A 25,240-nucleotide genomic window follows, 5' to 3' on the forward strand; every position below is an offset into this window, starting at 1 on the left:
GGGGGCGCGCCCGGCGCCCCCCTCGAGGGGCACCTATTCTCGATACACCTGCACCACATGGGGGGCGGCCGCGCCGGCCGCCCCCGGGACCACGACGTTCACGCCGTCGCCGGCGTCGGGCCCGTTGCCGAGACTGTGGACGCCCGGAACCTCGCGCGCGGCCGTGCCCACGATCTTCGCCACGACCTGCTGCGAGAAGGTGGTGGCACCCGTTCCCCTGGCAACAGGGTCCCCCGCGACCTCCCGAGCCGCCGTGCCGGGGGACGACGGACGCGGTCGGCGGGTTGCCCCGGGCGGTTCGTTCGTGCTGCGGCCGGGCACGGCCCGGCCGGGGCGGTCGGCCTCCTCCGGCCGATGCGCGGATCCCGGAGGTGTCGTGTCCGGCGCTCTGCGGGGGCCCGTGAGGTCGGCGGGTTCGGTGGTCATCGTTCTCACCTGCCTGTGCTCGGGTGGCTGACCGCCCGGGTCAGCTGGGGAGCGCCTGCCCGGCGGCGGCGACACCACACCCGAACGAGGTGTCGGGGACGCGGCGCGCCGCGCCCGCGCCGGGGCCGGGGCGCGAGGGCCACGGGGGGCCCCGCCGCCCGGCGGCGGGGGGGCCGCCCGCCCGGGCGGCGCCCACCCCACACCCTCCCGGTGTGTGGGGGTCGCGGCGCGCCGCGCCCGGTCCGGGCCGGGCGCGATCGGCAACGGTTGGTCCGCGTCCTCCCGGGCACACCACCCACGCCCGACCGTGCTACCGCCCCCACCCGTCGAGCGGCTGGGCTGCCACCCTGCGTACTCCGGGCCGCGCGGGCTGCGTCTGCACGCCACCGGCCCCGCGTCGACCCGGCGGCGGCGACGTTGCGGCAGGGACGTGTACGCGGCCGGTCAACGAGGGGCCCGGCGGGGGAGTCAGTGATCGCTCACGCCGACCGTGCAGGCTCCAGGCACATGGGCGCCCGGGTCACGTGGCCAGCAGGTCGCTGAGGTCGTCGGCGTGCTCCTCCTCCTCTTCGAGGATCGTCTCGATCATGCGACGGGTGGTCGGGTCGTCGTCGCCGAGCCAGCGGGCGATCTCCTGGTAGGTCGAGATGACGATTCGCTCTGCCAGGAGGTTGTGCTCCAGCATCGCCTTCAGGTCCTTGCCGTCCGGCGTCGTGTAGTCGGTGTGGGCACGCGCGGCCAGCGAGGCCGGGTCGAAGTCGGGCTCGCCGCCGAGCTGCGAGATGCGCTCGGCGGCCCGCAGCGCGTGCTGCATCTCCTCGGCGGCGTGCTCGGTGAACTCCGCCGCGACCTGGGCCCGGTCGATGCCGGTGGCGGAGATGGCGTGCCGGGTGTAGCGCAGCCAGCACACCACCTCGGTCGCCACCACGTCGTTGAGGACGGCGATCACCTTCTGCGGGTCGAGGCCGTAGGTGTCGGTGACGGGGCCCTCCGACATCTTCTGGCGGGCCTCGTCGCGGATCCGGGTGACGTCGATGACGAAGTCGTCGGCCATGGCCGTTCCTCCAAACGGTCGGGAAGGGGATCTCGCCGCGCCTTCCCCACCCGCCGGACGGCACGCATGGAATCCACGTGCCAACCGGTTCGGACCGGCCTCGGGACATGGCCTGCCGTCGGGACATCGGCCCGCCGTCGGCCTCGTGTCGTCCGGCGCCGTTCGGGTGGCCGCGCCGGGATCGACCGGGCGCGACGGGTCGGGGCGGCCGGGTTCACCGCCCGCCTCGACCTCCGGCCGCTTCCGTCCCTGGAACGGTGCCCGGGCGGCAGTCCCTTCGTCCGGTCGGTGATCGGGGCGCTGTCACAGGCCGTCGACCGCGCCGAGGCGCAGCTCGGTACGTGACGCCCGATCCGCGGTTGCCGGCCGATGCACTGGGCAGGCGCGAGCGTGGCGACGGCCCGACGAAGGGAGCACTGCCGTGAGCACTCCGGAGAAGAAGGACGACCCGCAGCACGACGAGGAGGCCCGGGAGCGGTCCTCCGAGCAGCGGAACATCACCGCGCCGACCCCGCCCGATGTGCGGGCCAAGGCCGACCACGACGAGGAGCCCGAGCCGCCGGCGGCCGATGCCGCGGCACCGTGACGCCCGGGGCAGCGGGGTGCCGCCGGCGGGGTCGAGGGCCTCGCCGGCGGTCCGATGAACTGGAGGGAGAGCGAGGAGGGTGGAGACGGGTGGCGTCTCGGCAAGCCCGATCGGACGGCCGACGGGGGCTGCCCGCCACGTGGGCTTCCGGGCGGCAGACCGGGCCCGGACCACACATCCGGCGCCTGTTCGACCTCACCGGGGCCGGTGAGGTCTTCACCGTCCGCACCGACGGCCGCCCGGCCCTGGCCGGCGGATCCGGCTGAGACCGGCGCTCTGTGCGTGCCACTGCTGCGGCCCGGTACCCCGTACACGCGGGAGCGCCGTGCGGCAGGGAACAGCTCGCCCTACCGGCCGGTGACCGGATGGGCGTGCAGCAGGACGGCCCCGCCGGTCGGCAGGGCCATGTTCTCGGGCGTGATCTCCACGACCAGTTCCCCAGTGGCGTCCGCGAACAGTGGATGGCCGTGCGGGCCGGCCTCCCCGGTCGGCCGGACCTCGACGCGCCGCTGCGGCGCGTGGCAGCCCACCTGCCCCGGCAGGGTCACCAGGTAATGCGTCGTCCTCATCGTGGTGGCCATGCCGCACCTCCGTACACACCTCGGTGCTGCGGTCTCCAGCACCTGACGGGCTCCTGCCCAATCGCCGAGGCCTTGATCAGTGATCCTCGGGCCAGTCGCGGCCTGATCCTTCGGTGCTGCCGTGACCGGGGCAGACCCCCGGCGGAGCGGGTGAGCGGGATGATCGAGTCCTGTGCCTTCGGGCAGAGGCCGATTCGGCCAGCGCGTTCCGTGCATGGAACGACTCCGACCTGGGCAGCCGCCTGTGCGGGCGGACCGGTCGGCCCGCCCGGTCGTGCTCTCGCGGCTCCGCGCACTCCCGGCAGGCCGGGGCGACGCGGAGGCGGAGGGTACGGAGGTTCACCCAGCGGGAGGTAGCTGTGTCCACCGATGCGATCGTGCTGCTGAAAGAGGACCACAAGGAGATCAAGCGCCTGTTCCGGGAATTCGAGCGGGCTGACGACGCCCGGTCGCGCAGCGAGAAGGCCGACGAGATCGTGCGGGCCCTGACGGTCCACACCTACCTCGAGGACGAGGTCATGTACCCGCGCATCCGCGCAGAGGTACCCGACCTCGCCGAGGAGATGGACCAGGCGCACCAGGAGCACCACGTTGCCGACCTCCTGTGCGCGGAGATCGCCGACATGGACGGCGATCACCCCGAACTGGTCGCCAAGGTGGCCGTGCTCGCGGACGCGGTCACCCGACACATCGACACCGAGGAGCACGACTGGTTCCCCCGGGTCCGCGAGGCGCTGGGCCGCAAGCGCCTGCAGGACATCGGCGAGCGGCTCCTGACCGTCGGCCGGACCGCGCCCCGCAGGCCCGAGCGCCCCACCGTGCTGCAGAAGGTCGCCGACGCACTCAGCCAGTGACGCTCACCCGGGCCCCGACTCGACAGCGGATCCGGAGCGTCGGCGACGGCTCCGACGTGTCCGTCGGAGTGGAGTCCGGCAGGCGCGCTGCGGTGCGGCGCGCCCTTCCGGCAGTAATGCGGCGCGGCTGTCGTTCGCGGGTCCCCGTCTGCCGCGTTGGCCTTCGCGCAGGTCGGCACGGCGGCCCCGCGGGGGGGGGCAGGCGGGGGGGCGGCGCGGGGGGGGCGGGGCGGGGGTTGTATTGGGGGGGGGGGGGGGCGCGGGGGGTGTGTGGGGGGGAGCGGCCGCCCGCGCGGGCGGCGGGGGGGGGGCGGGGGGGGCGGGGGGGGGGGGGGGGGGGGCGGGGGGGGGGGGGGGGGGGGGTGGGGGGGGGGGGGCCCCCCCCCGACCTCGCGGCCCAGCAGGCCGGCGACCCACAGGATGAGGCCGATGACGGCGAGCACGATGCCGATCGTCCAAAGGATCGATATCCCGGTGACGAAGCCGATGATGAGCAGAATGACGCCGAGGATGATCACGGCGGCCTCCCTGGGATGTGCAGTGGTGCTGTGGAGGAGGACGGTCGGGGAGACGAGCGGTCCCGAACCGCCTCCGCAGAGGGTGTTCCGACCGGCGTTCCTCACCGCAGCAGCGCGTATACCGCCTGGTCAGTGCACCAAACGGGGGCTGAAGGATTCGTATGTCCCGGGCGCGGTTGCCCAGGTGGCGGTCCGGTTCTGCGCTGAACCGCGTCGGGGTGGCCGCGCCCGGCCGCTCGGCCCGGGAAGGTCGGGACCGTGCCACTCCCGGCAGGCGAGGTCGATCTGGACGGCGTGCTGTGGAGCTGCGTCCGTGTGGTGCGCCGCGGACGGTCGACACGGCGGGCGTGGACTTCCGCGAGTCCCCTGCTCTGAACGCCCTGCTGAAGGGGCGTACCCGCGCCGTCGTCCGGTGGGCAGGAGGGCGAGGCCGAGCCGGAGCACCGCCCCGGTCCTGCGGCTGAGCGCCGCCACGGCCGGCAGCGACGACGCGGCCGCGAGCGCCGTGGCGAGCGCCAGGGCCGACCCGGCCCCGCAGGGCACCGCGGCGGCCAAGTCCACCACCGGCAGCGACTCCACGGCACGGGGCACCGCCGGGATCCTCGCTCGGTCGGCGGGCGGTCCGAGTCCCGGCGAAACCATCCCGGTCACATGCCGTCCGATCGGTCGAAATCGTGGCGGCGGGCGTCGCTGAAGACCCGTCAGGGATGCGACGATGGGCCCGTCATGGGAACGGGACGAGCTGCACGGACGGGGCGGGCCGCGGTGTTCGCGGCTGCCTGTGTGGTGCTCGCGGCCATCGGCCACGTCCTGATGTCGGGCGAGCCCGTGCCCGGCTGGGCGCTGGCCGCCGCGTTCGCGGGCGTCGGGGGGCTCGCCTGGCCGGCGGCCGGCCGGGAGCGCGGACCGCTGCTGGTCGCCGGGCTGACCGTCGGCGTTCAGGCTGCCCTGCACGCCGTGTTCTCCTTCGGCCAGGCCGCGTCCGCGGCGCCCGCCCCCGGCGAATTCGCCACCCGATGGGCGCAGTTGCTGCTGTGCGGCTCCGGGCCGCTGACCGAGGCGCAGGCGGTGCAACTGGTCGAGGCCGCCGGCCTCGATCCGGGGTCGCCCCCCGGTGGCGGACCTGCCGTGCTCCCGCCGGACCTGCCCGACACCTCTGCGATGGCGGACCTGCCGCGCACGGTGATGCCCGGCACCGCGCTGCCGCACGACGCCCTGGCGATGACGGCGCACCAGCACGGCGGCGGCATGCTCGGCATGCTGGCCGCACACCTGCTGGCCGCCGTGCTGCTCGGCCTGTGGCTGGCGGCCGGCGAGCGCGCCGTTCACGGGCTGGCCCGCACGGTCGCGGCCCGCCTCTTCGCTCCCGTGCTCCTGGTGCTCGGGGTCGCCGGGCCGACGCAGCCGCCGCGGCGGCGTCGCCTGCGTTCGGTGCGGCGCCGCCCCCGGCGGTGGCTGCTCGTGCGCGCCCTCACCACGCGGGGACCGCCGGTGGTGACCGCCGTCCACTGACGGCCCGTCACACCGGGGCAGCCCCTCCGGCCGACGCCGTGCCCGCCCGGGCAGCGGTGCCGCCGCCGCGCGCCCCGGACCGGTCCCGCGGCCCGCCCGGCCGCCCCTGTCTCCCGAGCAAGGACACCCGGCGATGACCCCTGCCCTGCCGTCCTCGCGCACCGTCACCCGGAGCGCACGGCCCGATGACCCGACCGTGACCGCCTGGGCGCTGGCCGCCCGCGGCGGCGACCCGGTCGCGGTGGAACGCTTCGTCCGCGCCACCCGCGCCGATGTGTGGTGCTTCGTCGCCCACCTCAGCGGCGAGCCCCAGGCCGCCGACGACCTCACCCAGGACACCTACCTGCGGGCGCTGCGCAGCCTGCCCCGGTTCGAGGGCCGTTCCTCGGCCCGCACCTGGCTGAGGTCCATCGCCCGCCGCGCCGTCGTGGACCGGATCCGCCTCGCCGCGGCCCGGCCCCGCCTGATCGACACCGACGACTGGCAGAGCGCCGTCGAGAAGGGCCAGTACGGCGACCTGCCCGACTTCGTGGACGGCATCGCGCTGACCGGGCTGCTCGACGCGCTGCCCGCCGAACGCCGCGACGCCTTCCTGCTGACCGCCGTGCTCGGCCTGCCGTACGGGGAGGTCGCCGAGCTCACGGGCTGTCCGATCGGCACCGTCCGCTCCCGGGTGAACCGGGCCCGCGGCGCCCTCATCCGCCGGCTCGCCGACGCCGAACACGCCGACCGGGCCCCGGTCGGCCGGGCGGCCTGATCGGTTCCCCGTTCCATTCGAAAGGGGCACCGGGCGGCGCGTCCCGGTGCCCCGCCACCGATCGTGCGCTGTCGTGGACGCGCACCACGGTCCGTGCCGCGGGCCGTGCACCACCTTCCCGAGGAGTCAGACATGTCCAGCGCCACCGTCTTCGCCGTCGAGGGAATGAGCTGCGGCCACTGCGAGCGGACCGTCAGCGGCGAACTCTCCGCCCTTCCCGGTGTCACCGCCGTCACGGCCGACGCCGGGACCGGACGGGTGACCGTCACCGGTGAGGTCGACGAGGACCGGGTCCGGGCCGCGATCGACACGGCGGGCTTCACGATGACCGGCCGGCTCTGAGCGGTCGCCCCGACGGGGTTCGCCACCGGGTGGCTCCGGTCGGGCCGTCCGTTCGCGCCGGCCGGCCCGAGCCGTCCGGGTGGTGGCGACGCTCACGGCGGGAACTCGGCCACGGTCCGCCACGACCGGCGGGCCGTGACCACGGCCGGGCCCGTTCCCCGGCCCCTGCTCCTGGTAGGCCTGCCTGCAGTCCCGGACCGCGGGGAAGCTGCACACCGCCGTGCTCACCCTGCACGTCTCCTGACATCCCGGTGTGCGGCGGGGAGTGCGGCCAGCGCTCCGTCCGCCGCGAGGTCGCCCGGTGGCGCCTTGGTAGGCTGCCGCGGTGACAGCCACGACTCTTCGGCGTGTGTCGGCCTTCCGTTCGGCTCTGGCCCGACGGCAGGCAACCTCCGCGACGGACATCTCCGGCGGGGTGGTTGTGCTGGATCCGGCGTTCGCGGCCTCCCATGAGAACAACCAGGTCATCGTCGACGGCGAATCGATGCCTGCCGGGCTCGTCGAGGTCGCGGACCACTTCCTCGGTCACCTCCCTCATCGCCGGATCACCGTCCTCGACGACACCGTCGGCCGGGCCTGCGCCCCCCTGCTCGACGCGGCCGGGTACGTCCATGAGATCGAGTTGATCATGACCTACTCCGGTCCGGACACCGTGGTCGACGAGCGCGTGGGACCGGTCTCGCTCGACGACCTGCTCCCCGCGGTGGAGCACCAGCTCCGGCTGTGGATGCCCGATGCGGAGGAGACGGTGATTCGGCACCTGGCCGGTCGGCGAACGGCCCGGCTCCGCAGCGCCGATCAGGTCCACTTCCTCGCGGCACGGGACGAGAGCGGTGCGATCGCCTCCTGGGCCGATGTCTACCTCGACCCCGAGCGGCAGATTGCACAGATCGAGGACCTGGTCACCGCCGAGGCGCACACGCGCCGCGGCTACGCGGACGCCGTCCTCGCGGCCGCCCTGACCCGCGCCTCGACCTACGAGCTTCGGTTCCTCCTCGCCGCGGCCGCCGACTGGCCCCGGCAGTGGTACGCCCGAAGGGGATTCGTCGAGATCGGTCGCTCCCATGTGTTCACCCGTGTCGACGCGGCCGCCCGCGCCGAGCGGTGATCAGAGACGCACCTGCGCCCGGAAGATCTCACCGAACACCGGAAGCATGACGGGCGACCTGCCCGTCCTCAGCGCGTGAACCGACTCCTCGCGCCACGCGGACTCGCTCTGCTCGGCGGAGGGCCACCGCACTGCCACACTGTTGAGGTCCCGCGCGTCTGCGGTGACCGTCACCTTCGTCCAGGTCCTGCTCGGTGGGAGCGGAGCGGCGAACTGCCCGTTGACCTCCAGCCGGCCGAGCACGGGGGTCCGGGCCGGGTGGGGTGTCCGATAGTGCAGGTCGAGGCGGCACCTGCCGGGTGCCTTCGCACGGAAGCCGGCACGGAAGACCGGGGTCGCGGATCGGAAGAAGGAGGAACGCGCAGCCTGGCTCAGCTCCGCCGCGTCGTCCCGGCGTCCGGCCAACAGGTCGATCACGTCGTGCTGTTCGTCGGCGGTGCCGGCAGCTCCCTGTGGCATCGGGACCGCCAGCAGTTCCGCGAGCACCCTCGGGAGGGCGGTACGGGCGAGCGTCAGCGGGGCTCGGACCGCGTTGGGGCTCAGATACCGTTCGGCATGAGGGAAGTAGCAGAGATCACTGAACCGTCCGGTGGCCCAGCCGGGGATCGAGGTCGTGAGCCACCCGAGCAGTGATTCGGCCGGCTCACGGCCTCCGCCGAGCCGCAGGGCCGCGGAGATGTGCCGGCGAAGGGTCTCCTCGGGCTGGCCGTGCCAGGCGTTGTGACACGCGGCCAGCAGGTGTCCCACTGCCTCCTGCTCGGGTGCCGCGGCGGTGGCAGGGGCACCGCTCCTGCTGCCCCCGGCCGGGACGGACGGCAGGCTCTGCCGACTGTTCTCCGACGCCGGCGGGGCACCGGCGACGACCTGCTCCGCCACGGCATGGGCCAGGACCGTCATACCGGCCGTGCTCAGGTGGCAGTAGTCGAGGAAGTGGGCAGGGTCGGGCAGCCCGCTGTCAGGCGCGGCCAGCTCGCGCCGAAGGTCCACCAGCCCGTACTCGTTCTCCGCGGCGAAACGGCGGAGCGTCTCCTGCAGCCGTGCGGTCACCCGCGGTGTATGGGCCAGGAGCTGGCCGGTGACCGCGTCCCGTGACGCCTCCCAGCTCCGCCGGGCGCCGGCGTGATCGCCGAGGGCCGTGAGTGCGAGTCCGCGCAGCCGTCCGGGCTCCGGGCTGCTGCCGTCGTCGAGCTCGGCCATCCGGTCGCAGAGCTCGATGGCCCGCTGCCAGTGCCGCTTCCCGATCTCGGCGCGGGCCAGCGCGCCGAGCCGGTGCCACTCGGTGCTCCGCTCGCCGGGGAGCACGCCCACGGACCATGTCTCCTCCGGCGTCCACTCCACCAGGTTGAACTCGGGTACGACCACGACGACCTGCATGCCGCCCGACCGTGCCACCGACTGCACCCTGCGCAGCAGCGCCGCGACCGTCGGCCGAACGATCCGGTCCTCGAACACGGCGCGCAGGCCTGCGACGCCGCCCTCGGCCAGGGCGTCGGCGAGCAGATCCCCATCGGTCAGACTCAGCTGCTGCAGGCTCCAGTTGTTCCCGGCCAGCAGGACCAGGACATCGACCTCCAGCTGCGGCAGAGCGGAGACCACCCGGGCGAGGTCGAGCACCCCGGCGCCGGTCCGGGCAAGGTCCACGCACTGGTAGCTGCCGGCCCCGGCCATGTGGTCCAGTTGCTGCTGGAGCACGCCGGTGGGGGTCACCACGGGGTCGAGGAGGTACCCGCGTGCGGTGGACTCGCCGACCACCGCGACCCGGCGGGCCCCTGCCTTGCCCGGGACACGCTCGACGTCCGCCCACAGCCGACCGGTCTGCGGGTCGGCGGTCCGTGCGATCAGCTCGCACCCGGCGGGGCCGGGCACGGCCTCCCAGACACCGACGCGCCGGTCCTCGGGGGAGGACGCGACGGGTGCCGTGGCCGGCGTGCGTGCCCGGGCGACCTTCTGCACGGCGGCCAGAATCTGTGCACCCCGTTCGTCCGAGAGCAGTGCGGCGAGGTGGTCGGCCCGGTCGATCGAGTCCTTATCGATGGTCATGCGTGGGGCTTCCAATCGACATGTCAGAAGAAGGTGTAGACGGCTTCGCTGGCCGTGGGCGTCCGGTAGGGGGAACTGTTCAGGAGACGTTCCCTGAGCGGGGCGGGCACGTCCTCGCGGCGGATGATGCAGTCCTCGATCACCAGAACGTCGAGATCGGAGCGCACGAAGCACGCCAGTGCGTCCTCCGCCGAGTTGACGATCGGCTCGCCCCGCATGTTGAACGACGTGTTGAGCAGGACAGGGATACCGGTCCGCTCGCCGAAGGCGGTGAGCAGGGCGTGGAAGGCCGGGTCGTCGGAGCCGTCCACCGTCTGCACGCGGGCCGAGCCGTCGACGTGGGTGATCGCCGGCAGTCCGTCCACGATCACCTGGGCCGTCTCCAGCATGAACGGCGACGGGATGTCGAGGTCGAAGAACTCGGCGCAGCGCTCCGCCGCCACTGCGGGCGCGAACGGCCGGAACGCCTCGCGTTTCTTCACCAGCGCGTTGATCCGGTCGCGCATCCGGTCGTCGCGGGGATCGGCGAGGATGGACCGGCTTCCGAGCGCCCGGGGGCCGAATTCGGCGCGCCCCCGGAACCAGCCCACCACGGCCCCGCCGGCCAGCGCGGTCGCCGTGGTGGCGACCAGCCCTGCCCGATCACCGTCGAAGTCCCGGAAGGCGATGTCGCTCTCGGCGAGCAGCGCCCGGACGCGTGCCGGGCGTTCGGCGTATCCCAACCGGGCGTCACGCAGCCGCTGCCTCGGGAACTGCCCGGTCTGCCGGTGGTGGACCAGCGCCGCGGCCCCGATCGCGCCACCTGCGTCACCGGCCGCGGGTTGCACGAAGATCTCGTCGAACGGCCCCCGTCGGCGCAGAACGGAGTTGGCCACGCAGTTCAGCGCAACACCACCCGCATAGCACAGCCGGCCACTCGGCACGATCGTGCTCAGGTGGGTCAGGTTCTCCAACAGGACGGATTCCAGCAGGGACTGGAGGCTGGCCGCGATGTCCTCGTGGAGCGAGGAGAGGCTGCCTTCGGGCGACCGCGCAGGGATCCCCAGTAGGTCCGGCAGTGCATCGGTGAACATCCGCCGGCCGCCGCCGAAGTCGAAGTAACGCAGGTCCAGCCGGAACTGGCCCCCGCCTCGCCGAGCGAACAAGGACTCCAGGCGGTCGACGAACCGCGGCTTGCCGTAGGGTGCGAGCCCCATGACCTTGTACTCGTCGCTGTTGACCTCGAAGCCCAGATAGTTGGTCACTGCGCTGTAGAGCAGTCCGAGGGAGTGCGGGAACCTCACCTCCTCCACCAGGTGCAGGCCCTCGGCCGTCCCCGACCCGTAACTGGTGGTGGCCCACTCCCCGACCGCATCGGCGACGAACAGCGCAGACTCCTCGAAGCCGGAGCAGTAGAAGGCGCTCGCCGCGTGTGACTCGTGATGCGTGACGAAGTCCACCGGGCCCTCGTATCCAAGGAGTTGGCGGATCTCACGGAGCGGACGGGTGGCATCGAGCTTGAGCAGCGCCCCCCTGCTGCCCATCCCCCCGGTGGGCAGCAGCGTCCACAGCTGCCGAGCCAGCTTGGCGCTCGGGTCCTCGTAATAGGCAAGGCAGTCGATGTCGTCGATGCCCACGCCGGCCCGGTCCAGGCAGAACCGGAAGGCCTCCACGGGCATCCGGGCATCGTGGCGGCGACGGGTGAACCGCTCCTCGTGCGCGGCGGCCACCAGCTTGCCGTCCACGAGGAGGGCACAGGCCGAGTCGTGGTAGAGCGCGGACAGGCCGACGGTGATCATGCAGTCGCTCCAACCTCGTGACCGGCCGGCCGGCCGGGGCCGGGAGATCCCTGCAGGGGATCCCACTCGGCAATGAATCCAGCCATGGCAAGCGGCCTCGCAGCGGACAGGAGTTGGTCGCCGGACAGGAGTTCGTTGCACCGCTCGAACCAGATCCGGACCTTGTCCAGGGCGTTGCCGTCGAGCGGCGTCAGGCCCGCCAGCTCCCGGTACTGCACGTACTCGTTCAGCAGGAGTTCCACACAGCGCAGGCGGAGAACTGCCGTCACCTCGGCGGACAGGGGGGTTCCGGCCGCCGCCCGGCCACCGGCCGAGTCTCCTGGGGGAAACAGGTCGTCCACCGCGGCGGCGAGCTCGGTCCGTCGGTTGCTGGCCACCGGCACCTCTCGATAGCCCGCCGAGAGGGGGAAGGGCTGGAACCGGCCCAGTGCCGACCGGATGAAGACCCGGGGCCTGTCGGCCAACTGCGGATTGCAGATGATCCGGGCGAGTCCCAGGCTCCGGAAGACGGGATGCACAACCGTGCGCCGGGACACCGTCAGACTCTCGTTGACGTCCCGGAACGCCCGGAATCGCTCCCAGGAGCGGGGATACGGCGGCGACTGCACCTTCACGGCGGCCACCTTGCCGGCGACCTCCGCCACCTGGACGCTGAGGTCGAACGCGTCCGGGGGGACGTCCAGGCCACCCATGTAGTGGAAGCGAGACAGCTCGTCGTAGTCGGCCAGGGTGCCGCGGCGGACGGTGATCCGGTCCGCGAAGGGCGTGCGGGCACCCCGGTCGGGCCGCTCGCCGGTGTGCTGTCCGTTGTAGTCGAGCGTGATCAACAAGTCCGGGCCGAGTGCGTCGGCAAGATCCGCATGGGCGGTGGCGACCACGGCACTCACCTTGTTGCGCCGGCAGAACCGCTGAAATCCGTAGGCGGCGATCTGCGCACTCGTCCGGTCGAGGGTGGACAGGAACTCGTCGATCACCAGCAGCCGGTGGTCGCCCGCGTAGGCCAGAGCGATCCGTGCGCGCGTGCGCTGACCGTCCGAGAGCTGCCGGTACGGCGTCAGATAGCAGAACGCCTCGCCGAGTCCTACCTGACCCAGGAGATGGAGTGCCTCCGGCAGCGGCAGGTCGAAGAGCTCCAGCAACGGGCGATCGTCCGTCGGAGCGCTCGGAACGTGGGCCTCCGGATGGTCGGCGAGGAAGAGTTCCAGGAGCTTGCTCTTGCCCGCCCCCGAATATCCGGTGACATAGGTGAGACCACTGCTCGGTACGGAAACGCCGCTGAGCACGGGGACCGCCGCGAACGCCTCCGCCCCGAGGCCGAAGATCTCCTCGATGGAGCGGGAGGCCTGCCCGCCGCTCGACAATTGCGGCCGGGACCAGTCATACGCGCGCACTGGACTCCTCCCCCCAGTAGGGCTTGTCGGAAAGGGCGACCGTGCCGTCCGCGTGAACGATGAGGAAACGGTCGAAGCTGCGGGCGAACCAGCGGTCGTGTGTGACTGCCATGACCGTTCCCCGGAAATCCGCGAGGCCGTCCTCCAATGCCTGCGCACTGTGGAGGTCCAGGTTGTCGGTGGGCTCGTCGAGGAGCAGCAGGGTGGCGCCCTCCAACTCCAGCAACAGGATCTGGAAACGTGCCTGCTGACCGCCGGAGAGCTGCTGGAAGGTCTGGTCGGCCTGGGCCTGGAGCTCGTAGCGGCGCAGCGCCCCGATGGCGGGCCCTCGCTGCAGGCCCTCCCGGTTGTCATCCCCTCGGCCAAGGATCGCCACCAGGCTGCGGTCCGTGAGGTCCCGGCGCACGTGCGTCTGCGCGAACCATCCGGGTCGGACCCGCGCGCCCAGCCGGGCCGTGCCGGTGTGTGCAACGGCAGGACCGTGGACCACCTCGTCGTGGCGCGCGCCCGCGCTGCCGCCGGCGGCGAGCAGCCGGAGCAGGTGCGACTTGCCGGTCCCGTTCGCGCCGAGCACGGCGATCCGTTCCCCGTACTGGATCTCCAGGTCGAACTCCTTGGTGAGGCCGTCCAGTTCGAGCCGTTCGCAGATGATGGCCCGCTTGCCGGTGCGGCCTCCGGCCAGACGCATCCGCACCCGCTGCTCCTCCGGTCGCTCGGGCGGCGGACCGGCGGCCTCGTAGCGGGCCAGCCTGGTCTGGGTCGCGCGGTACTTGGCTGCCATGGCAGAGGAGATCTTCGCCTGCTGCTGAAGGGTCCGCACGAGGTCCTTGAGCCGCTGGTGTTCGTCCTCCCAGTCCCGGTGGCGCTGTTCGAGCACCTCGATCCGGCGCTGCCGGGCCTCGGGGTAGCTGCTGAAGCCCCCGCCGTGGACCCAGGCGCCGTGGCCCTCGATGGTGACGATGTGGGTCGCCGCCCGGGCCAGCAACTCCCGGTCGTGGCTGACCAGCAGGACGGTCTTCGAGCTGGCCCGCAGGGCCTCCTCCAGCCAGCGCTTTCCCGGTACGTCCAGGTAGTTGTCCGGCTCGTCGAGCAGCAGGACATCGGACGGACCGCGCAACAGGCTCTCCAGGGCGAGCCGCTTCTGCTCGCCGCCCGAGAGCGATCGGATCTCGCGGTGCTGCGCCTCCTGGAAGGGCAGGCCGAGCGCGGCGGAGCAGACGATGTCCCAGGTGATCTCGGTTTCGTAGCCGCCGAGTTCGCCCCATTCACAGATGGCGGCCGCATAGGCGAGCTGGGTCGGCTCGTGGTCGTGCCGGTGCAGGTCCCGTTCGGCCTTCTCCATGGCACGGAAGGCCGTGCGAAGGGCCGGTGGTTCAAGATCCGCCAGGAACTCGCGGATCGTGGTGGCGTCATTGATCGATCCGATGAACTGCCTCATCACACCGGGCGTGCCGCCGATCCCCGCCGATCCGGACTTGGCCTGCCGGACGCCGGCCAGAATCTCCAGCAAGGTCGTCTTGCCCGTTCCGTTGGCACCCACCAGTGCGGCCTTCGCGCCGTCGCCGACCCGGAACGAGGTGTCGGCGAACAGCCGTCGGCCTCCGGGCAGCGTGAACTCCAGGTTTGCTACTTCGATATGACCCACTGCGTCCTCCCCGCACGGCCCGCCTGCCCGCTCACCGTGGTCCGGGCCACGGTGCGCTTGTCTCGCCGATCCCCAGATTCCACTCGCGCTCCGCGATCCGACAGGCCAACGCCGCATCGGCTCCGATGATCCCGCCTCGGCCCGGAAAGGACGGCCCTGCTATCAGCAGCAGCTTGCCGGCGCCACCCGATGGCGTGTGGACCAGAGAGCCGACACTGCGGGATCTCGGCTCGGCCACCTGCAGCAGGCCGTCCTTGCGGGTCAGCCATCGGCTCCGGGTGCCGGAGGGCGGAGCGGCCGGTGTCTCCACCACCAGCACGGAGCCCCGATCACGCTCGACCGCGGCGGCCAGGACGGCCTCCAGCTCGGTCGGAGTCAGCTCGGGCGAGAAGCCGGAGATCAGGGCGGCATTCAGCAGTTCGAGGCAGAGTCCGGGAACCTTGGACTCGAAGAACGCATGGACGAGACCGCCGCCCAGGGCCAGGTCGACGGGGACGAATGCGTCCCCGACCAGCAGGCCGCTCATCCGGTACGGCCCCCGGTAGCCCAGCTTCCCGTCGAGCCGCTCGCCGATCGCGCGGGCCATCGCGACCATGCCCGAACGTGCCTCCGGGGACGGCTCGAAGAAGGTGGAGCACCCCAGGCTCGACACTTCTCCGTTCCGTTCAAGCACGATGTCCTCGTACGGGGGGAGCACCGCGGCGCCGCCGGGCAGCACGAACCCGGTGATGCCGACAGCCAGGCCGGGCACCACCGGCGAAACCCGAGCCCGTTCGCAGGTCGCCGAGAACCTCGACGCCGCCCGGACGGCATCCTGGCCACTGCGGACGAGATGGGTGTGTGCTGCCGGTGGCCCCTCGGGATCCCGAGCGATTCCCTGCCACAGGGTCCCGTACCCGAGATCGCGCCGCGCGGCGGCCTCGGCGAGCGCGGCGTGGCTGCAATCGACCGTGTCGTACGGCAGCCGGCGCGATCCGACGGCGTCCCAGAGCGCGTCGAGCTCGTCCAGAGTGCCGAGCATGCCGTGCCGGCGGTGGCCGCTGCCGGCCACCGCGCGGCCGTCCATGGTGGGCGGCACCGCGCCGGTCGGCGTGAGTACGAGTGCGGAACCCTCGGGGTCGTAACCTGCCAGAGCGGCGCGCACCGCGTTCGGCGGATCAGCGACGAGGCGGACCAGATCGCGCGTGTAGGTCCGTCGCGAGGCCATGTCCGCACGGACGACGTGGAAGCCTGCCAGACCCCGGGGCGGCCGTCCGGGCTCATTCGCCAGCAGGAACGGAGCCTCGGCACCCATCGCCAGCAGGGCCTCCACCAGTGGTCCCACCTGGCCGAGCGGTCGGCCGACCAGCACGACCCGGCGCCCCCGGTACCAGGGTGCCAGCGTGCGGTGGATCAGGTCGGCGCCGGTCAGCATGCGGCCCCCGCGGACCGGGCCGGCATCGGGGCCGGAATCTCAGGATGTGGCATGACGGAACCTCACCGGTAGCCGGACCCAGAGGTCGCCGACCGCTGTGAACAGCTGTCGCTCGGCGAGCGCCCCGACGGCGGCGGAGTCCTCGGGGGAGAGCCGATCGGCGGCCACGTACCCGAGGTCCGCTGTGGTGAGCATCCGTACCTGAGCGGGGTCGTCGAGGAAGACACGGCGCACCGCTCCTTCCCGCCGGTCCTCGACCAGCACGAAGCCGGGGCCGAGGCGCATCAGCAGCAGGGCGGTGCGCGGGATCGGCCACGCGGTGACGCCGTCGCGCCCGCGTGGTGGATCCAGGTGGCACAGGGGCTGCCACGGGATACCGGCGATCTCACCCCGCCAGGACACGCGCAGACCCACCCCGGCCGCCTCGCAGAGCATGGTCAGGTGCTGCGCGGCCGCCTTCGGGTCGCCCGAGTCGAGCGTCGTGAAGTCGGTCAGCCGCAGGCCCCGCAGTCCGGAGCGGGCGAGTGCGACGAGCCGGGCGCGGTCGCACGGCCGGCCCGCCTCCCAGGGCTCGAAGAGACCCCGGGCAGTCGGCACTGCCATCACGTCGGGTTTCACGACCACCCCATTCCGGTGGCCAGGGCCACGTAGTGCGCACCGTCCCGGAAGACGAGTCCGTCCTGGTGCCAGTCGGTGAGCAGCGCCTCGATGCGGCCACCGCCGGCGTCGCGATGCCCCGCGTCCGTCAACCGTCGGCGCAGCACATCGGCCGTCCGGCCCTTGAGGAGTTCGCGGTAGGCGGCACTCTCCATCGGTGTGTCCAACAGGTGTTCCCGGGGCGAACGTCGGTCGCGCTCATCGACGATCCGCAGCCGGTCGCCTTCCTCGAGCGCCACCAGTCGGGCGCCGACGTGCCGCTGCTGCCAGTCCCGGATCGCCAGGTCCAGGCCGGCACCGCCCTCGTCGTCGATGCCGGCCGGCGTGCTGTCGAAGACGTAGACCAGGTCGCGGAGTTCCTCGGTGGGAAGCCGGTAGATCGCGGAGAGCAGGGCGGACGGTCCCTGGTTGTCCAGCCCCAGTGTCGGGTCCGTGAAATACGGGCTGAACCGGGTGAGCCTGATCCTGGCACTGAGGTCGGGCGGCGTGAGGTGGGTCAGATGGCCGATCCGGTCGATGATCGGCCGGTAGTCGGACCAGGATTCGCCGGGGAAGCCGTAGAGGACGTTCCAGCTCGGAAGGATGCCGAGGGAACGGCAGTCGCGCAGCAGCCGGACGTTCTGCCAGCCGGTAACGCCCTTGCGCATGAGCTCCAGCACCCGAGTGCTCAGGTTCTCGATGCCGGGCTGAATCTGGGTGACGCCGCCGTCGGCCATCTGCAGCAGTTGCCGGTAGTTGAGGTTCGACTTCACCTCGAAGAAGAGCCGGAGATCCCACCCGAGCGCTCCCAGCCGCGGAAGGAGCGTGCTCAGGTACCTCATGTCCAGGATGTTGTCGGCGAACAGCAGGTCCAGCGTCCGATGCTTGCCGACGATGTCCACGATCTCGTCGAGAACCCGCTCCGGCGACTTGGATCGGAAGGTCATCAGGGTCCCGTTCAGGCCGCAGAACGTGCAGTGGTGCTTCTGGCCCCACCAGCATCCCCGGCCGCCTTCCAACGGCACCTTGGGCAGGAGGTGCCGGCACGCCTCGCTGGCCTCGAAACCCTCGAAGTAGGCGCTGAAGTCAGGTGTGGGGACCGCGTCCATGGTCACCGTGCCACCGCGCGCCGCATTGACCCGCGCACGGCCGCTCCCGTCCCGCCAACAGAGTCCGGCAATCTCGCGCAGTCGGCTCGCGCGGGCCTCGCCGTGCAGGCCGGCAGCGCACTCGGCCACGATCTGCAGGAGTTCGGACAGCGGCTGTTCGGCCTCCCCCCGGACCACGTAGTCGAGGAACGGGAAATTGCGGTGCAGCGCCGCGCCCTGCTCGCTGTCGCAGTTGGCGCCGCCGAGAACGGTGACGAGCTCGGGTTTCCGGAGCGACAGCTGGCGGAGAAGCGCGAGCGAGGCGATGTTCTGGTCGAAAGTGGTGGTCAGACCCACGAGATCGTAGTCACCACTCGCGATCGTCCGCGCCAGCTCTCGAACGAAGCCCGGAGCGAGCGAGTACATCTCGGCCGGCGCCGCCAACTCGGCACCCCGGGAGGCGGCCAGGCCGTAGAAGGGAGTGTCCTCGGGTGCCGTTGCCTCCTGCGGGGAGTCGTAGAGCGCGGAGGAGAACACCCATTCGCCGGTGCCGACGAAGTCACCACGGGCGATCCGGTTGAAGTCCGCCTCGCCGATGCGCCCTTCGGTGTGGGTGTACACGTAGTCCGCCCACTGCAGATTGGCGTAGAGCACATCGACCGACGCCACCGCCGCATGGTCGCGGACCAGCGGCGTGAGCGTGCTCAGCGCGAGCGAGGGCATGTCCAGAGATGCCCACGGCATGCTGACCAGGAGCACGCGCAGCGGCACGACCCGGCCGCTGCTGCTCGGTGGGGGCGGACCGATCTCGACGAACGTCACTGCGTGACCTCCTCTCGAGTGGACGGGGACGGCGATGCGGACATGCTGAGATCGGTCGGGACCGAGGCGACATCGCCCAGTTTCCGCACCCTGCTGAAGGCCACCCACAGGGCCGAGGGCACGATTCCGAGAGCAGCCAGCGTCATGGTGCCGCGCAGCCCGAGGGCGCTGGAACCGAGAAGTCCGCCGAGCAGTCCCCCCAGGGGCTCGATGCCCCACGCAATGAAACGGAACGTGGCGCTGACCCTCCCTCGGAACTCGTCGGGCACCAGCCGCTGCCGCAGCGACATTCCGGTGATCAGCAGGATGACCACGCAGAAGGACCAGAAGAAGGTGGACGCCGTGAGGCAGGCCACCGCGACCGGGGTGCCGAACGAGGCCGCGACCGGCACCAGCAGACCTGCCGTTCCCGGGATTGCGTAGGCAGCCATCATGGTGCGGCCCGCGCCGAATCGCCGCGAGAGCTTGCCGGCAGCGGTGGCGCCCAGGAGGCCGGCCACGCCCCCGACGGTCGTGACCAGACCGAGCAGGAACGGGCTGAAGTCGAGCACCTTGACGGCGTAGAGCACGAAGAGGGCGAAGAACATCGAGGTGAACAGATTGAAGTGGGCCGCTGCCACCGCGAGGGGGCGCAGGATCCGGTTGCTCCAGAGCAGCTTCAAGCCCTGCGCGATTGCCTGCCGGTGGGACTGGTCCGGACGGTCGTGGCCGGTCTCCGGTGGTGCGGCGGGGAGCGTGAGGAGCGAGATGCTGCTCACCAGGTAGCTGACGCTGTCCACCAGGATGGTCACCGGTGCGCCGAGCACCTGGACCACGATGCCGGCAAGTCCGGGGCCGCCCACGTCGCCGACCGACTCGGTGGCCTGGATCCAGGAGTTCGCGGCGGTGAGCTCCTTGTCGCCCACGAGACGGGGAAGGTAGGCCGACATGGCGCTGTCGAAGAGCAACGACATGGCACCGACCGTGAAGGAGACCACCAGCAGGACGGTCAGATCGAGTTCGTCGAACCAGTACAGCACCGGCACGGACAGCAGAACGACACCGCGTACCGCGTTTGCTCCGAGCATCACGGCGCGCCGATCGTACTGGTCGGCCCACACGCCCGCAGACAGCCCCAGGAGCAGCACCGCCAGCGAGGCCGATGCCGTGAGCAGTCCCATCTGCCAGGCGGACGCACGCAAGGTCAGCACGGCAACCAGCGGCAGGGCGAAGACAGTGATCTGTGATCCCACCATGGAGACCGATTCCGCCGTCCAGAGGCGGAAGAACCCTGTCGCGGCGAGGGCTGACTTACGGGACAAGGCAGTTCATCCTTTTCTAGTGCTGCTGTTCTGTGGTCGGCCGGGGGCTGTCCGCAGCCGTTTCGCGAAGAACCGTCCGGCACGTGCACGCGCTTCCCTCGAGGAAGGACGTCCTGCTGTCGGCGAAGCGGATGTGCCCACGTCGGTTGAGCACGGCGCAGGTGCCCACGGCGAGAAATCTGAGGAGCTCCTGGGCGCAGAGCGCCGAGACCGCCGTGTTCGCCGGGCCGAAGGAGTACGGCGTGGGCCGGTCGGCCGCTTCCTCCGCCGCTGCCTCCTCGGTGGAGAGCAAGGACCTCCTGCCGGCCTCGAAGCACTCCCAGCAGTGCCCCCGGTCGGGCACCAGTAACGGCCCCCAGAAGCCGACCCCGAGTCCGACAGCTGCCGTGCACACCGGAACACCCCGCGACCGCGCCCATTGCCAGGCGATGTCGACGATGTTCGAGGGAGTGTCGGCGGCGACCATCAGCAGATGGACCGGCCCGGTGAGCTGCTGGAGGTCGGTCGGCGAGGCCACGCGCAGGTCGAGGGGGTGGATCCGAAGGCCGGGGGCGAGCCGTGTCAACGAGTCCGCCGCGACGTCGATCTTGGCTCTGCCGACGTCCTGGCGGCCTCCCAGGAACTGGCGGTTCAGGTTGTGCAGGCTGAGCCGGTCGTGGTCGATGAGCCACAGTTCGCCCACCCCGGCCCCCGCCAAGTGCTGCGCGACGATGCCGCCGACGGCGCCGACACCGAGGACTGCGACCCGTGCCTTCGAGATCCGCTGCTGCATCGCGGCGGCGTCACTTCCGAAGAGCGTCAGATAGCCGATCTGCCGCTCGATCGGCGTGCCCCGGCCATACTCGGGATCGTGTCCGGCCAGCCAGCCCATGCTGCCGAGGCGCGCCACCAACTGCCGGAGGACGGAACGCGGCTGCCCGGCCGCGGCTTCCTCGCGGGACAGTCCCGTGCGCAGGCGTTCGACGTCGGTGAACAGCGACGCCGCCTCGCCGCGGACCCTGAGCACCTCATGCCCTCGAATCAGCCGAACGCCGTCGGCGTCCGCGACGGTCACCACCGACTCGACCAGGCGCAGTCGCTCCGGCTGATCGTCGCTCACGGTCGCCCCGTTGTCGGTCGGCCTCACCTCCCCGACCGTTCCACGGGCGGTGCCTCGACGAGCAGCCGGACGGACAGCAGCTGCCGGACCGCGTCCGGCACCCCGTTGCGGTCCCCGGGGGAGGCCGCACCCGCGGCGAACGGTCGTCCGTCGAGGTACGGACGGATGATCGGTGCTGCGGAGGGCGGGACGGTGAGTCGCTGCCTGGTGCCCATGTGCGTGCAGACCAGCCTGTCCCCGAGGTCCATCACATCGAGGTTCTCAACGGGCAGCCGAAGCATGGTGTCCGGCGCCGGGGCAGGTTGCTCGTCGGGCTGCGGGGCGTGCACGGCCTCCACGTGGCGGGCGAACTCCCGATACCTGCGATGGGCGTCCCGGCGCTCCTCGGGTGTCATCGCGGGGTCCGAGTTGTGGAGGTGGTTCAGCGCGTACTGGGACTGACCCACGGCATTCGAGTCGAGCAGGGTGAGCAGGCCGAATTTGTCCGGAGCCCGGCCCACGTTCGACGAGCGGGTGGCCTCGAACGGGAAGACCGACACCGAGTCCAGGCAGTGGGCGAGTGCTTCCATGTCCTCCAGGGCCCGGAGTGATTCCTCGTAGGTGGTCGAGGGGAGGTCCGGGATGAGGTTGACCTTCAGGCGCATCCCTGCCTGATGGGCCTCGGTCAGGAACCGGATGTTCTCCTCCCGGTCCGCGGACTTGTGCACCAGCTTCAGGACCCGGGTGATCATGGTTTCGAGGCCGATCACCAGGAACTCGCAGCCTGCCTGCACCATGAGGTCGAGCACCTCGCGGTCGAAGCGCCGGTCGACCATGGCGAAGGAGCTCCAGGTCACCTTGAGCTCGCGCTCCAGGAACAGCCGGCTCATCCGTCGCGCGAAGGCGGGCGGTATCGACTCGGTGACGAAGCTGAACCGGTTGATGCCGAACTCCGCCGCCAGCCACTCGACTTCGTCGGTGAAGGCGTCCGGGTGACGCCCCCTGAACGGTGCACTGCCCTCGTACAGCTCCACGAAGTCGCAGTAGTCGCACTTGCCCCAGTAACAGCCGCGCGCCTGAGTGATGCTCAGGGTCGGGCTCGCCAGTCGGTCGAGCAGTTCCTTGACGTAGCGGGGACGCGGCAGTCGGTTGAGGTTCGGGCCGGCGCCCGGTGGAACGTGCCGGGCACCGCCGGCCGTACGCGTCGACACGCCGGGAACGCGCTCCGGGTGCCACTCCTTCCGCAGGGCCTGTTCGGCCAGCGCCAGCAGCGGGTGTTCACCGTCGTAGCGCACCACGCCGTCGACCGCTCGGTGCGAGCTCAGCAGCAGGTCGAGTTCCGGTTCCGCCATGAGGCTCACTGCCGGGCCGCCGAGCACCACGCGCACTCCGGGAAGCGCACGCTTCACGTGGTGCGCGAGGGCGAGTGCCGGCAGGAGCTGCGGACCCATGGCCGTGGAGATGCCGACCAGGCGGGCCTCCCCGATCCGGGCGGCGATCCCGATCCGCTCGTAGAAGTCCAGGTAGTACGCGACCTCTCGGGAGGTCCGGTCCAGTGGCTGCAGGACGGCGGCGTCCGGGTCGACCGCGAACGGCTGCGCAAGGATCTCCATGACCCAGCCGTACTGGCTGTCCGGGCCCAGGAGGTGCCGGCCGTCGTCGTCGATCAGCTGCGACCGATGGAGGGACACCCAGCGCGCGACCGCCGCGCACCGGGAGTCGGCCGGAACACCGGGGACGGCGCCTGCCCCGAGGGCGGAGCAGATGTCCCTCTCCAACAGGTACTCCGCGAACTCCTCGTTGAGGTCGTGCTGCCCGCAGTCGACCCCGTTCGCCTCCAGATAGCCCGCGAGCACCGCCGGAGCGGGGTAGACACTCCCGAAGTTGGACTCGACCAGCGGCGGGAAGAGCAACTGCACCGGCCGGCCGCCCGCTTCGGTGCCGGGGGAGGTCCTGCTGTCCGGTCGGTCCACGTCACGACACCCGGTGCAGGCCGATGCTGACCGTGTAGCGCCCGATCGTCTCCGGCTCGAACGGCTCGACCCAGTGGTAGCCGTCGGCACGGATCTGGAAGAGCGAGAGGGTGTTGAAGAGCGGATCCACCAAGGTCTCCGCTCCGCCGTCGACGCGGTAGCCCAGCCGGCCGCCCTGGCCGACCCGGTAGTCCTGGTCGAGGTAGAAGTTGCCTCCCAGCACCCGGTTCGGGAAGAGATCCTGATGTGGCCTGATCTGGTCGCCGCGTCCGTAGGCGGCGAGTTCGACACTTGCCTCCTTCGGGTTGAGCGGGACGCCCGTGGCGAGGGAGATCCAGTCACGGAACCGGTTGGTGATCACCGCGAACGAGAGGAACCGGCGCAGGCTGTCCTGGTGCTCCGCCGCCATCGCGCCGGGCTCCAGAGCCGCGGTGAGCGGCTGGGCAACGAAGTGACACGCCGCCCGCTCGGGGTGCCCCGGCCAGTCCCGCTCGTCGATGGCCTCGGTCTCGGTGAGGTTGCGGTACGCCGTGACGTGGCGCGCCCATACCGGCAGCGCCCGCATCGCGGCCGCCGTGGCCTCTGCGGCCTCCTGGCGCAGGAAGTTCCGGAACACCATCGGCCGGTCGGACGGCTCGCTCAGCCACGTGGAGACCGACTCCAGGGTCTGCGCGGTCAGGTGCTCCGGTGCGATGAGGGCAGCGGCACGGGAGAGGACCTCGGCGCGGTACGTCTCGTCGGAGAACACGGTTTGCTCTGTCATGGTGCGACTGCCTCGTTTCCGTGGGGCGCTGCGGGAGGAGAGTGCGGGGAGAGGGCCAGCCGGCCGAAGTCGATGAGGCCACCGGCCGAGAGCCGGACATCCGAGACCCGGTCGCTGTGGACGCAGTGGGCGCGGACCTGGACGAGCGGGACGCGCGGCATCAGGGTGAGCCAGCGGAGATCGGCCAGCCGCCAGAGCTCGTCGGCCCGGTCGATGGCTGCTGATGCCTCGTCAATTGCTCCGTCCAGAGCAGAATCCGCAAATCCGGACCGCCGTGCATGCGGGCTGTCGGAGCGCCAGGGCAACAGCAGCGCCGCGGGATGGGGAAAGTCGGCGGTGGTGAGCGTGTAGAGCAACGAGTGCCGCTGCGACAGGACGGTCCTCACGTACGTGCGATAGCTCACCGGCCGGGGGGCGGCGGTGATGCCGAAGAGGTCCGCGAGTTGTCGGCAGACCTCCGAGACGATGGCACCGTTCGGGCTGAAGTCGGCGTAGGGAATCTCGAGCTCGCGGCCCAGGGCCGCGCGTATCCCGTCCACCTGTGCGCCGGACGGCACCACGGGCGCGCCGGGGGAGACGACCTCGGCGGGACGCTTCCACGGTCCCGTCTGCTCCCAGAACTCGCTGACCAGGCCGGGGCACGACTCCACGAGGCGCCGGCGGTCCAGGGCCGCACCGAGGGCGTGGCGCAGGTCGGGCCGGCTCGCCAGCCCCGGAGCCTCTGCGCCGAACTCGAGGCTGCCGAATATCGAGATGTTCCTCGACAGCAGATTCTTGTGACTCCCGAACGCGGCCAGCTCCGCCCGGCCGAAGCTGGTGGTCGGGGAAATGTCCACGAGACCTCGGGAAAAGGCGCCCATGGCGTCGGCGAGCTGCGGGTGGACCCGGAATTCAAGGGACTCCGGATTCCTCCCGGAAGGTTCCTGGGCATATGCGTGGCGAGTGACCCGAATGATGTTCTCGGTCATCGCCGCCAGCTCGTAGTCCCCGAGCGAGGGAGCCCCGATCTGCCCGCCCGCCGAATGGACGGGAGCCAGCTGCGGGAGCGTGAGGAGTTCTCTGGCGAAGGAGAGCGGACGGGCGAACGTGAATTCCAGAGTGGCATCGTCAACGGCCTGCACCGGGAAATCCCGGTCGGCGCCTCCGAACAGGAGTCGGAACGCGGTTGAACGTGGATGTTCCGCAATCCGGGAGGCCGAGCGGAGGACGTCCGCCGCCGACAGCCCGGTCCCGTCCGACCAGTGCAGGGACTCGTCGAGGCGGACGCGCCAGCAGCCGTCACGGTTCAGTCGCTCCACGGCTGTGGCCGATCCGCCGGTAGGAATGCCGACCTGTCCGGGGTCGCTCGCCGCAGGGACCAGGGTGCGGATGAGTGACTCGCCCACGAGGCGGGCATCGTAGTCCGCCGGCCAGTGCCTGTCGCTGCTCAGCGGTGCCGAGTCGAGCGCCACGATTGCACCGGAATGCATAGAGTCCGTCCGTCCCAGCAGGAGTGGAACCGGTATGCCCCGGCAAGGCGCACCGGAGCATACCGGCGATTTCAGCAGCGGTGCGAGATTGCCAGGTAGTCGCT

21 protein-coding genes are annotated in these 25,240 nt (G+C 71.5%); 6 read left to right on the forward strand and 15 right to left on the reverse strand.

All coding sequences use genetic code 11. The features are described 5' to 3' along the window. Positions 1-33: 33 nt before the first annotated feature. Both ACFV0G_RS00605 and ACFV0G_RS00610 read right to left on the reverse strand, forming a co-directional pair. The gene (locus tag ACFV0G_RS00605; protein WP_380539222.1) at positions 34-183 is read right to left on the reverse strand and encodes a hypothetical protein; all 150 of its coding nucleotides are present in this window, start codon (positions 181-183) and stop codon (positions 34-36) included. A 763-nt stretch (positions 184-946) separates the two neighbouring features. After that, on the reverse strand, positions 947-1,480 hold the full coding sequence (locus tag ACFV0G_RS00610) for a ferritin-like domain-containing protein (RefSeq protein WP_380539225.1): 534 nt from the start codon (positions 1,478-1,480) through the stop codon (positions 947-949). A gap of 421 nt (positions 1,481-1,901) precedes the next feature. Here ACFV0G_RS00610 and ACFV0G_RS00615 point away from each other — a divergent pair, with 421 nt between their 5' ends. Beyond that, complete coding sequence (locus ACFV0G_RS00615) at positions 1,902-2,066, forward strand: hypothetical protein (protein WP_380539228.1); 165 nt, start codon at positions 1,902-1,904, stop codon at positions 2,064-2,066. 347 nt (positions 2,067-2,413) lie between these two features. Here the strand turns inward: ACFV0G_RS00615 and ACFV0G_RS00620 are convergent, their stop codons facing one another. Next, positions 2,414-2,647 carry a DUF6296 family protein gene (locus tag ACFV0G_RS00620; protein WP_380539231.1) on the reverse strand — a complete coding sequence of 78 codons (234 nt, stop codon included), beginning with the start codon at positions 2,645-2,647 and terminating at the stop codon, positions 2,414-2,416. Positions 2,648-3,006: 359 nt separating this feature from the next. Between ACFV0G_RS00620 and ACFV0G_RS00625 the strand changes: the two genes are divergently transcribed. The 5 genes from ACFV0G_RS00625 to ACFV0G_RS00645 all read left to right on the forward strand — a co-directional run bounded on the left by ACFV0G_RS00625 (position 3,007) and on the right by ACFV0G_RS00645 (position 7,738). Next, complete coding sequence (locus ACFV0G_RS00625) at positions 3,007-3,501, forward strand: hemerythrin domain-containing protein (RefSeq protein WP_380539234.1); 495 nt, start codon at positions 3,007-3,009, stop codon at positions 3,499-3,501. Positions 3,502-4,745: 1,244 nt separating this feature from the next. Beyond that, positions 4,746-5,531: a hypothetical protein gene (locus ACFV0G_RS00630; RefSeq protein WP_380539237.1), complete on the forward strand. Its 786-nt coding sequence runs from the start codon at positions 4,746-4,748 to the stop codon at positions 5,529-5,531. A gap of 133 nt (positions 5,532-5,664) precedes the next feature. Continuing rightward, on the forward strand, positions 5,665-6,288 hold the full coding sequence (locus ACFV0G_RS00635; protein WP_380539240.1) for a sigma-70 family RNA polymerase sigma factor: 624 nt from the start codon (positions 5,665-5,667) through the stop codon (positions 6,286-6,288). A 132-nt stretch (positions 6,289-6,420) separates the two neighbouring features. Further along, entirely contained in the window at positions 6,421-6,630 is a 210-nt protein-coding gene (locus ACFV0G_RS00640; protein ID WP_380539243.1) for a heavy-metal-associated domain-containing protein, read from the forward strand. A 415-nt stretch (positions 6,631-7,045) separates the two neighbouring features. Then, complete coding sequence (locus ACFV0G_RS00645; protein ID WP_380539246.1) at positions 7,046-7,738, forward strand: GNAT family N-acetyltransferase; 693 nt, start codon at positions 7,046-7,048, stop codon at positions 7,736-7,738. On the opposite strand, the gene ACFV0G_RS00650 is transcribed toward ACFV0G_RS00645, so the two are convergent. Genes ACFV0G_RS00650 through ACFV0G_RS00705 form a run of 12 tightly spaced genes read right to left on the reverse strand, consistent with a single transcriptional unit; the run spans position 7,739 to position 25,118 of the window. Then, on the reverse strand, positions 7,739-9,778 hold the full coding sequence (locus tag ACFV0G_RS00650) for a hypothetical protein (protein ID WP_380539249.1): 2,040 nt from the start codon (positions 9,776-9,778) through the stop codon (positions 7,739-7,741). 23 nt (positions 9,779-9,801) lie between these two features. Beyond that, positions 9,802-11,556, reverse strand: coding sequence for a carbamoyltransferase (locus ACFV0G_RS00655; protein ID WP_380539252.1), 1,755 nt, complete (start codon positions 11,554-11,556; stop codon positions 9,802-9,804). Continuing rightward, positions 11,553-12,947: a hypothetical protein gene (locus tag ACFV0G_RS00660; RefSeq protein WP_380539255.1), complete on the reverse strand. Its 1,395-nt coding sequence runs from the start codon at positions 12,945-12,947 to the stop codon at positions 11,553-11,555. Before ACFV0G_RS00660 ends, ACFV0G_RS00655 begins: the two co-directional genes overlap by 4 nt. Beyond that, positions 12,934-14,592 carry an ABC-F family ATP-binding cassette domain-containing protein gene (locus ACFV0G_RS00665; protein ID WP_380539258.1) on the reverse strand — a complete coding sequence of 553 codons (1,659 nt, stop codon included), beginning with the start codon at positions 14,590-14,592 and terminating at the stop codon, positions 12,934-12,936. The genes ACFV0G_RS00660 and ACFV0G_RS00665 overlap by 14 nt, the downstream gene beginning before the upstream one ends. A 31-nt stretch (positions 14,593-14,623) precedes the next feature. Next, positions 14,624-16,006 (reverse strand): hypothetical protein, encoded by a 1,383-nt coding sequence (locus ACFV0G_RS00670; protein ID WP_380539261.1) that lies wholly within the window; start codon positions 16,004-16,006, stop codon positions 14,624-14,626. Positions 16,007-16,045: 39 nt separating this feature from the next. After that, the gene (locus ACFV0G_RS00675) at positions 16,046-16,609 is read right to left on the reverse strand and encodes a DUF5825 family protein (protein WP_380539264.1); all 564 of its coding nucleotides are present in this window, start codon (positions 16,607-16,609) and stop codon (positions 16,046-16,048) included. Between the two features lie 11 nt (positions 16,610-16,620). Continuing rightward, on the reverse strand, positions 16,621-18,552 hold the full coding sequence (locus tag ACFV0G_RS00680) for a RiPP maturation radical SAM C-methyltransferase (RefSeq protein ID WP_380539267.1): 1,932 nt from the start codon (positions 18,550-18,552) through the stop codon (positions 16,621-16,623). Then, the gene (locus ACFV0G_RS00685) at positions 18,549-19,853 is read right to left on the reverse strand and encodes an MFS transporter (protein WP_380539270.1); all 1,305 of its coding nucleotides are present in this window, start codon (positions 19,851-19,853) and stop codon (positions 18,549-18,551) included. Before ACFV0G_RS00685 ends, ACFV0G_RS00680 begins: the two co-directional genes overlap by 4 nt. 16 nt (positions 19,854-19,869) lie before the next feature. Beyond that, the gene (locus tag ACFV0G_RS00690; RefSeq protein WP_380539273.1) at positions 19,870-20,952 is read right to left on the reverse strand and encodes a ThiF family adenylyltransferase; all 1,083 of its coding nucleotides are present in this window, start codon (positions 20,950-20,952) and stop codon (positions 19,870-19,872) included. Between the two features lie 23 nt (positions 20,953-20,975). Continuing rightward, positions 20,976-22,904 (reverse strand): B12-binding domain-containing radical SAM protein, encoded by a 1,929-nt coding sequence (locus tag ACFV0G_RS00695; protein ID WP_380539276.1) that lies wholly within the window; start codon positions 22,902-22,904, stop codon positions 20,976-20,978. Position 22,905: 1 nt separating this feature from the next. Further along, positions 22,906-23,667, reverse strand: a complete 762-nt coding sequence (locus ACFV0G_RS00700) for a 2OG-Fe(II) oxygenase (RefSeq protein ID WP_380539279.1) — start codon at positions 23,665-23,667, stop codon at positions 22,906-22,908. Next, positions 23,664-25,118, reverse strand: a complete 1,455-nt coding sequence (locus ACFV0G_RS00705; protein ID WP_380539282.1) for an ABC transporter substrate-binding protein — start codon at positions 25,116-25,118, stop codon at positions 23,664-23,666. Before ACFV0G_RS00705 ends, ACFV0G_RS00700 begins: the two co-directional genes overlap by 4 nt. Between the last annotated feature and the right edge of the window lie 122 nt (positions 25,119-25,240).

The sequence above is a fragment of the Kitasatospora sp. NPDC059571 genome, assembly GCF_042735675.1.
GTDB lineage: Bacteria > Actinomycetota > Actinomycetes > Streptomycetales > Streptomycetaceae > Kitasatospora.

Excerpts from the sequence above, each read along its gene's own strand:
- ACFV0G_RS00610 (WP_380539225.1), bottom strand. The coding sequence starts at position 1,480 with ATGGCCGACGACTTCGTCATCGACGTCACCCGGATCCGCGACGAGGCC.
- ACFV0G_RS00620 (WP_380539231.1), bottom strand. The coding sequence starts at position 2,647 with ATGGCCACCACGATGAGGACGACGCATTACCTGGTGACCCTGCCGGGG.
- ACFV0G_RS00630 (WP_380539237.1), top strand. The coding sequence starts at position 4,746 with ATGGGAACGGGACGAGCTGCACGGACGGGGCGGGCCGCGGTGTTCGCG.
- ACFV0G_RS00635 (WP_380539240.1), top strand. The coding sequence starts at position 5,665 with ATGACCCCTGCCCTGCCGTCCTCGCGCACCGTCACCCGGAGCGCACGG.
- ACFV0G_RS00640 (WP_380539243.1), top strand. The coding sequence starts at position 6,421 with ATGTCCAGCGCCACCGTCTTCGCCGTCGAGGGAATGAGCTGCGGCCAC.
- ACFV0G_RS00650 (WP_380539249.1), bottom strand. The coding sequence starts at position 9,778 with ATGACCATCGATAAGGACTCGATCGACCGGGCCGACCACCTCGCCGCA.
- ACFV0G_RS00655 (WP_380539252.1), bottom strand. The coding sequence starts at position 11,556 with ATGATCACCGTCGGCCTGTCCGCGCTCTACCACGACTCGGCCTGTGCC.
- ACFV0G_RS00670 (WP_380539261.1), bottom strand. The coding sequence starts at position 16,006 with ATGCTGACCGGCGCCGACCTGATCCACCGCACGCTGGCACCCTGGTAC.
- ACFV0G_RS00675 (WP_380539264.1), bottom strand. The coding sequence starts at position 16,609 with ATGGCAGTGCCGACTGCCCGGGGTCTCTTCGAGCCCTGGGAGGCGGGC.
- ACFV0G_RS00700 (WP_380539279.1), bottom strand. The coding sequence starts at position 23,667 with ATGACAGAGCAAACCGTGTTCTCCGACGAGACGTACCGCGCCGAGGTC.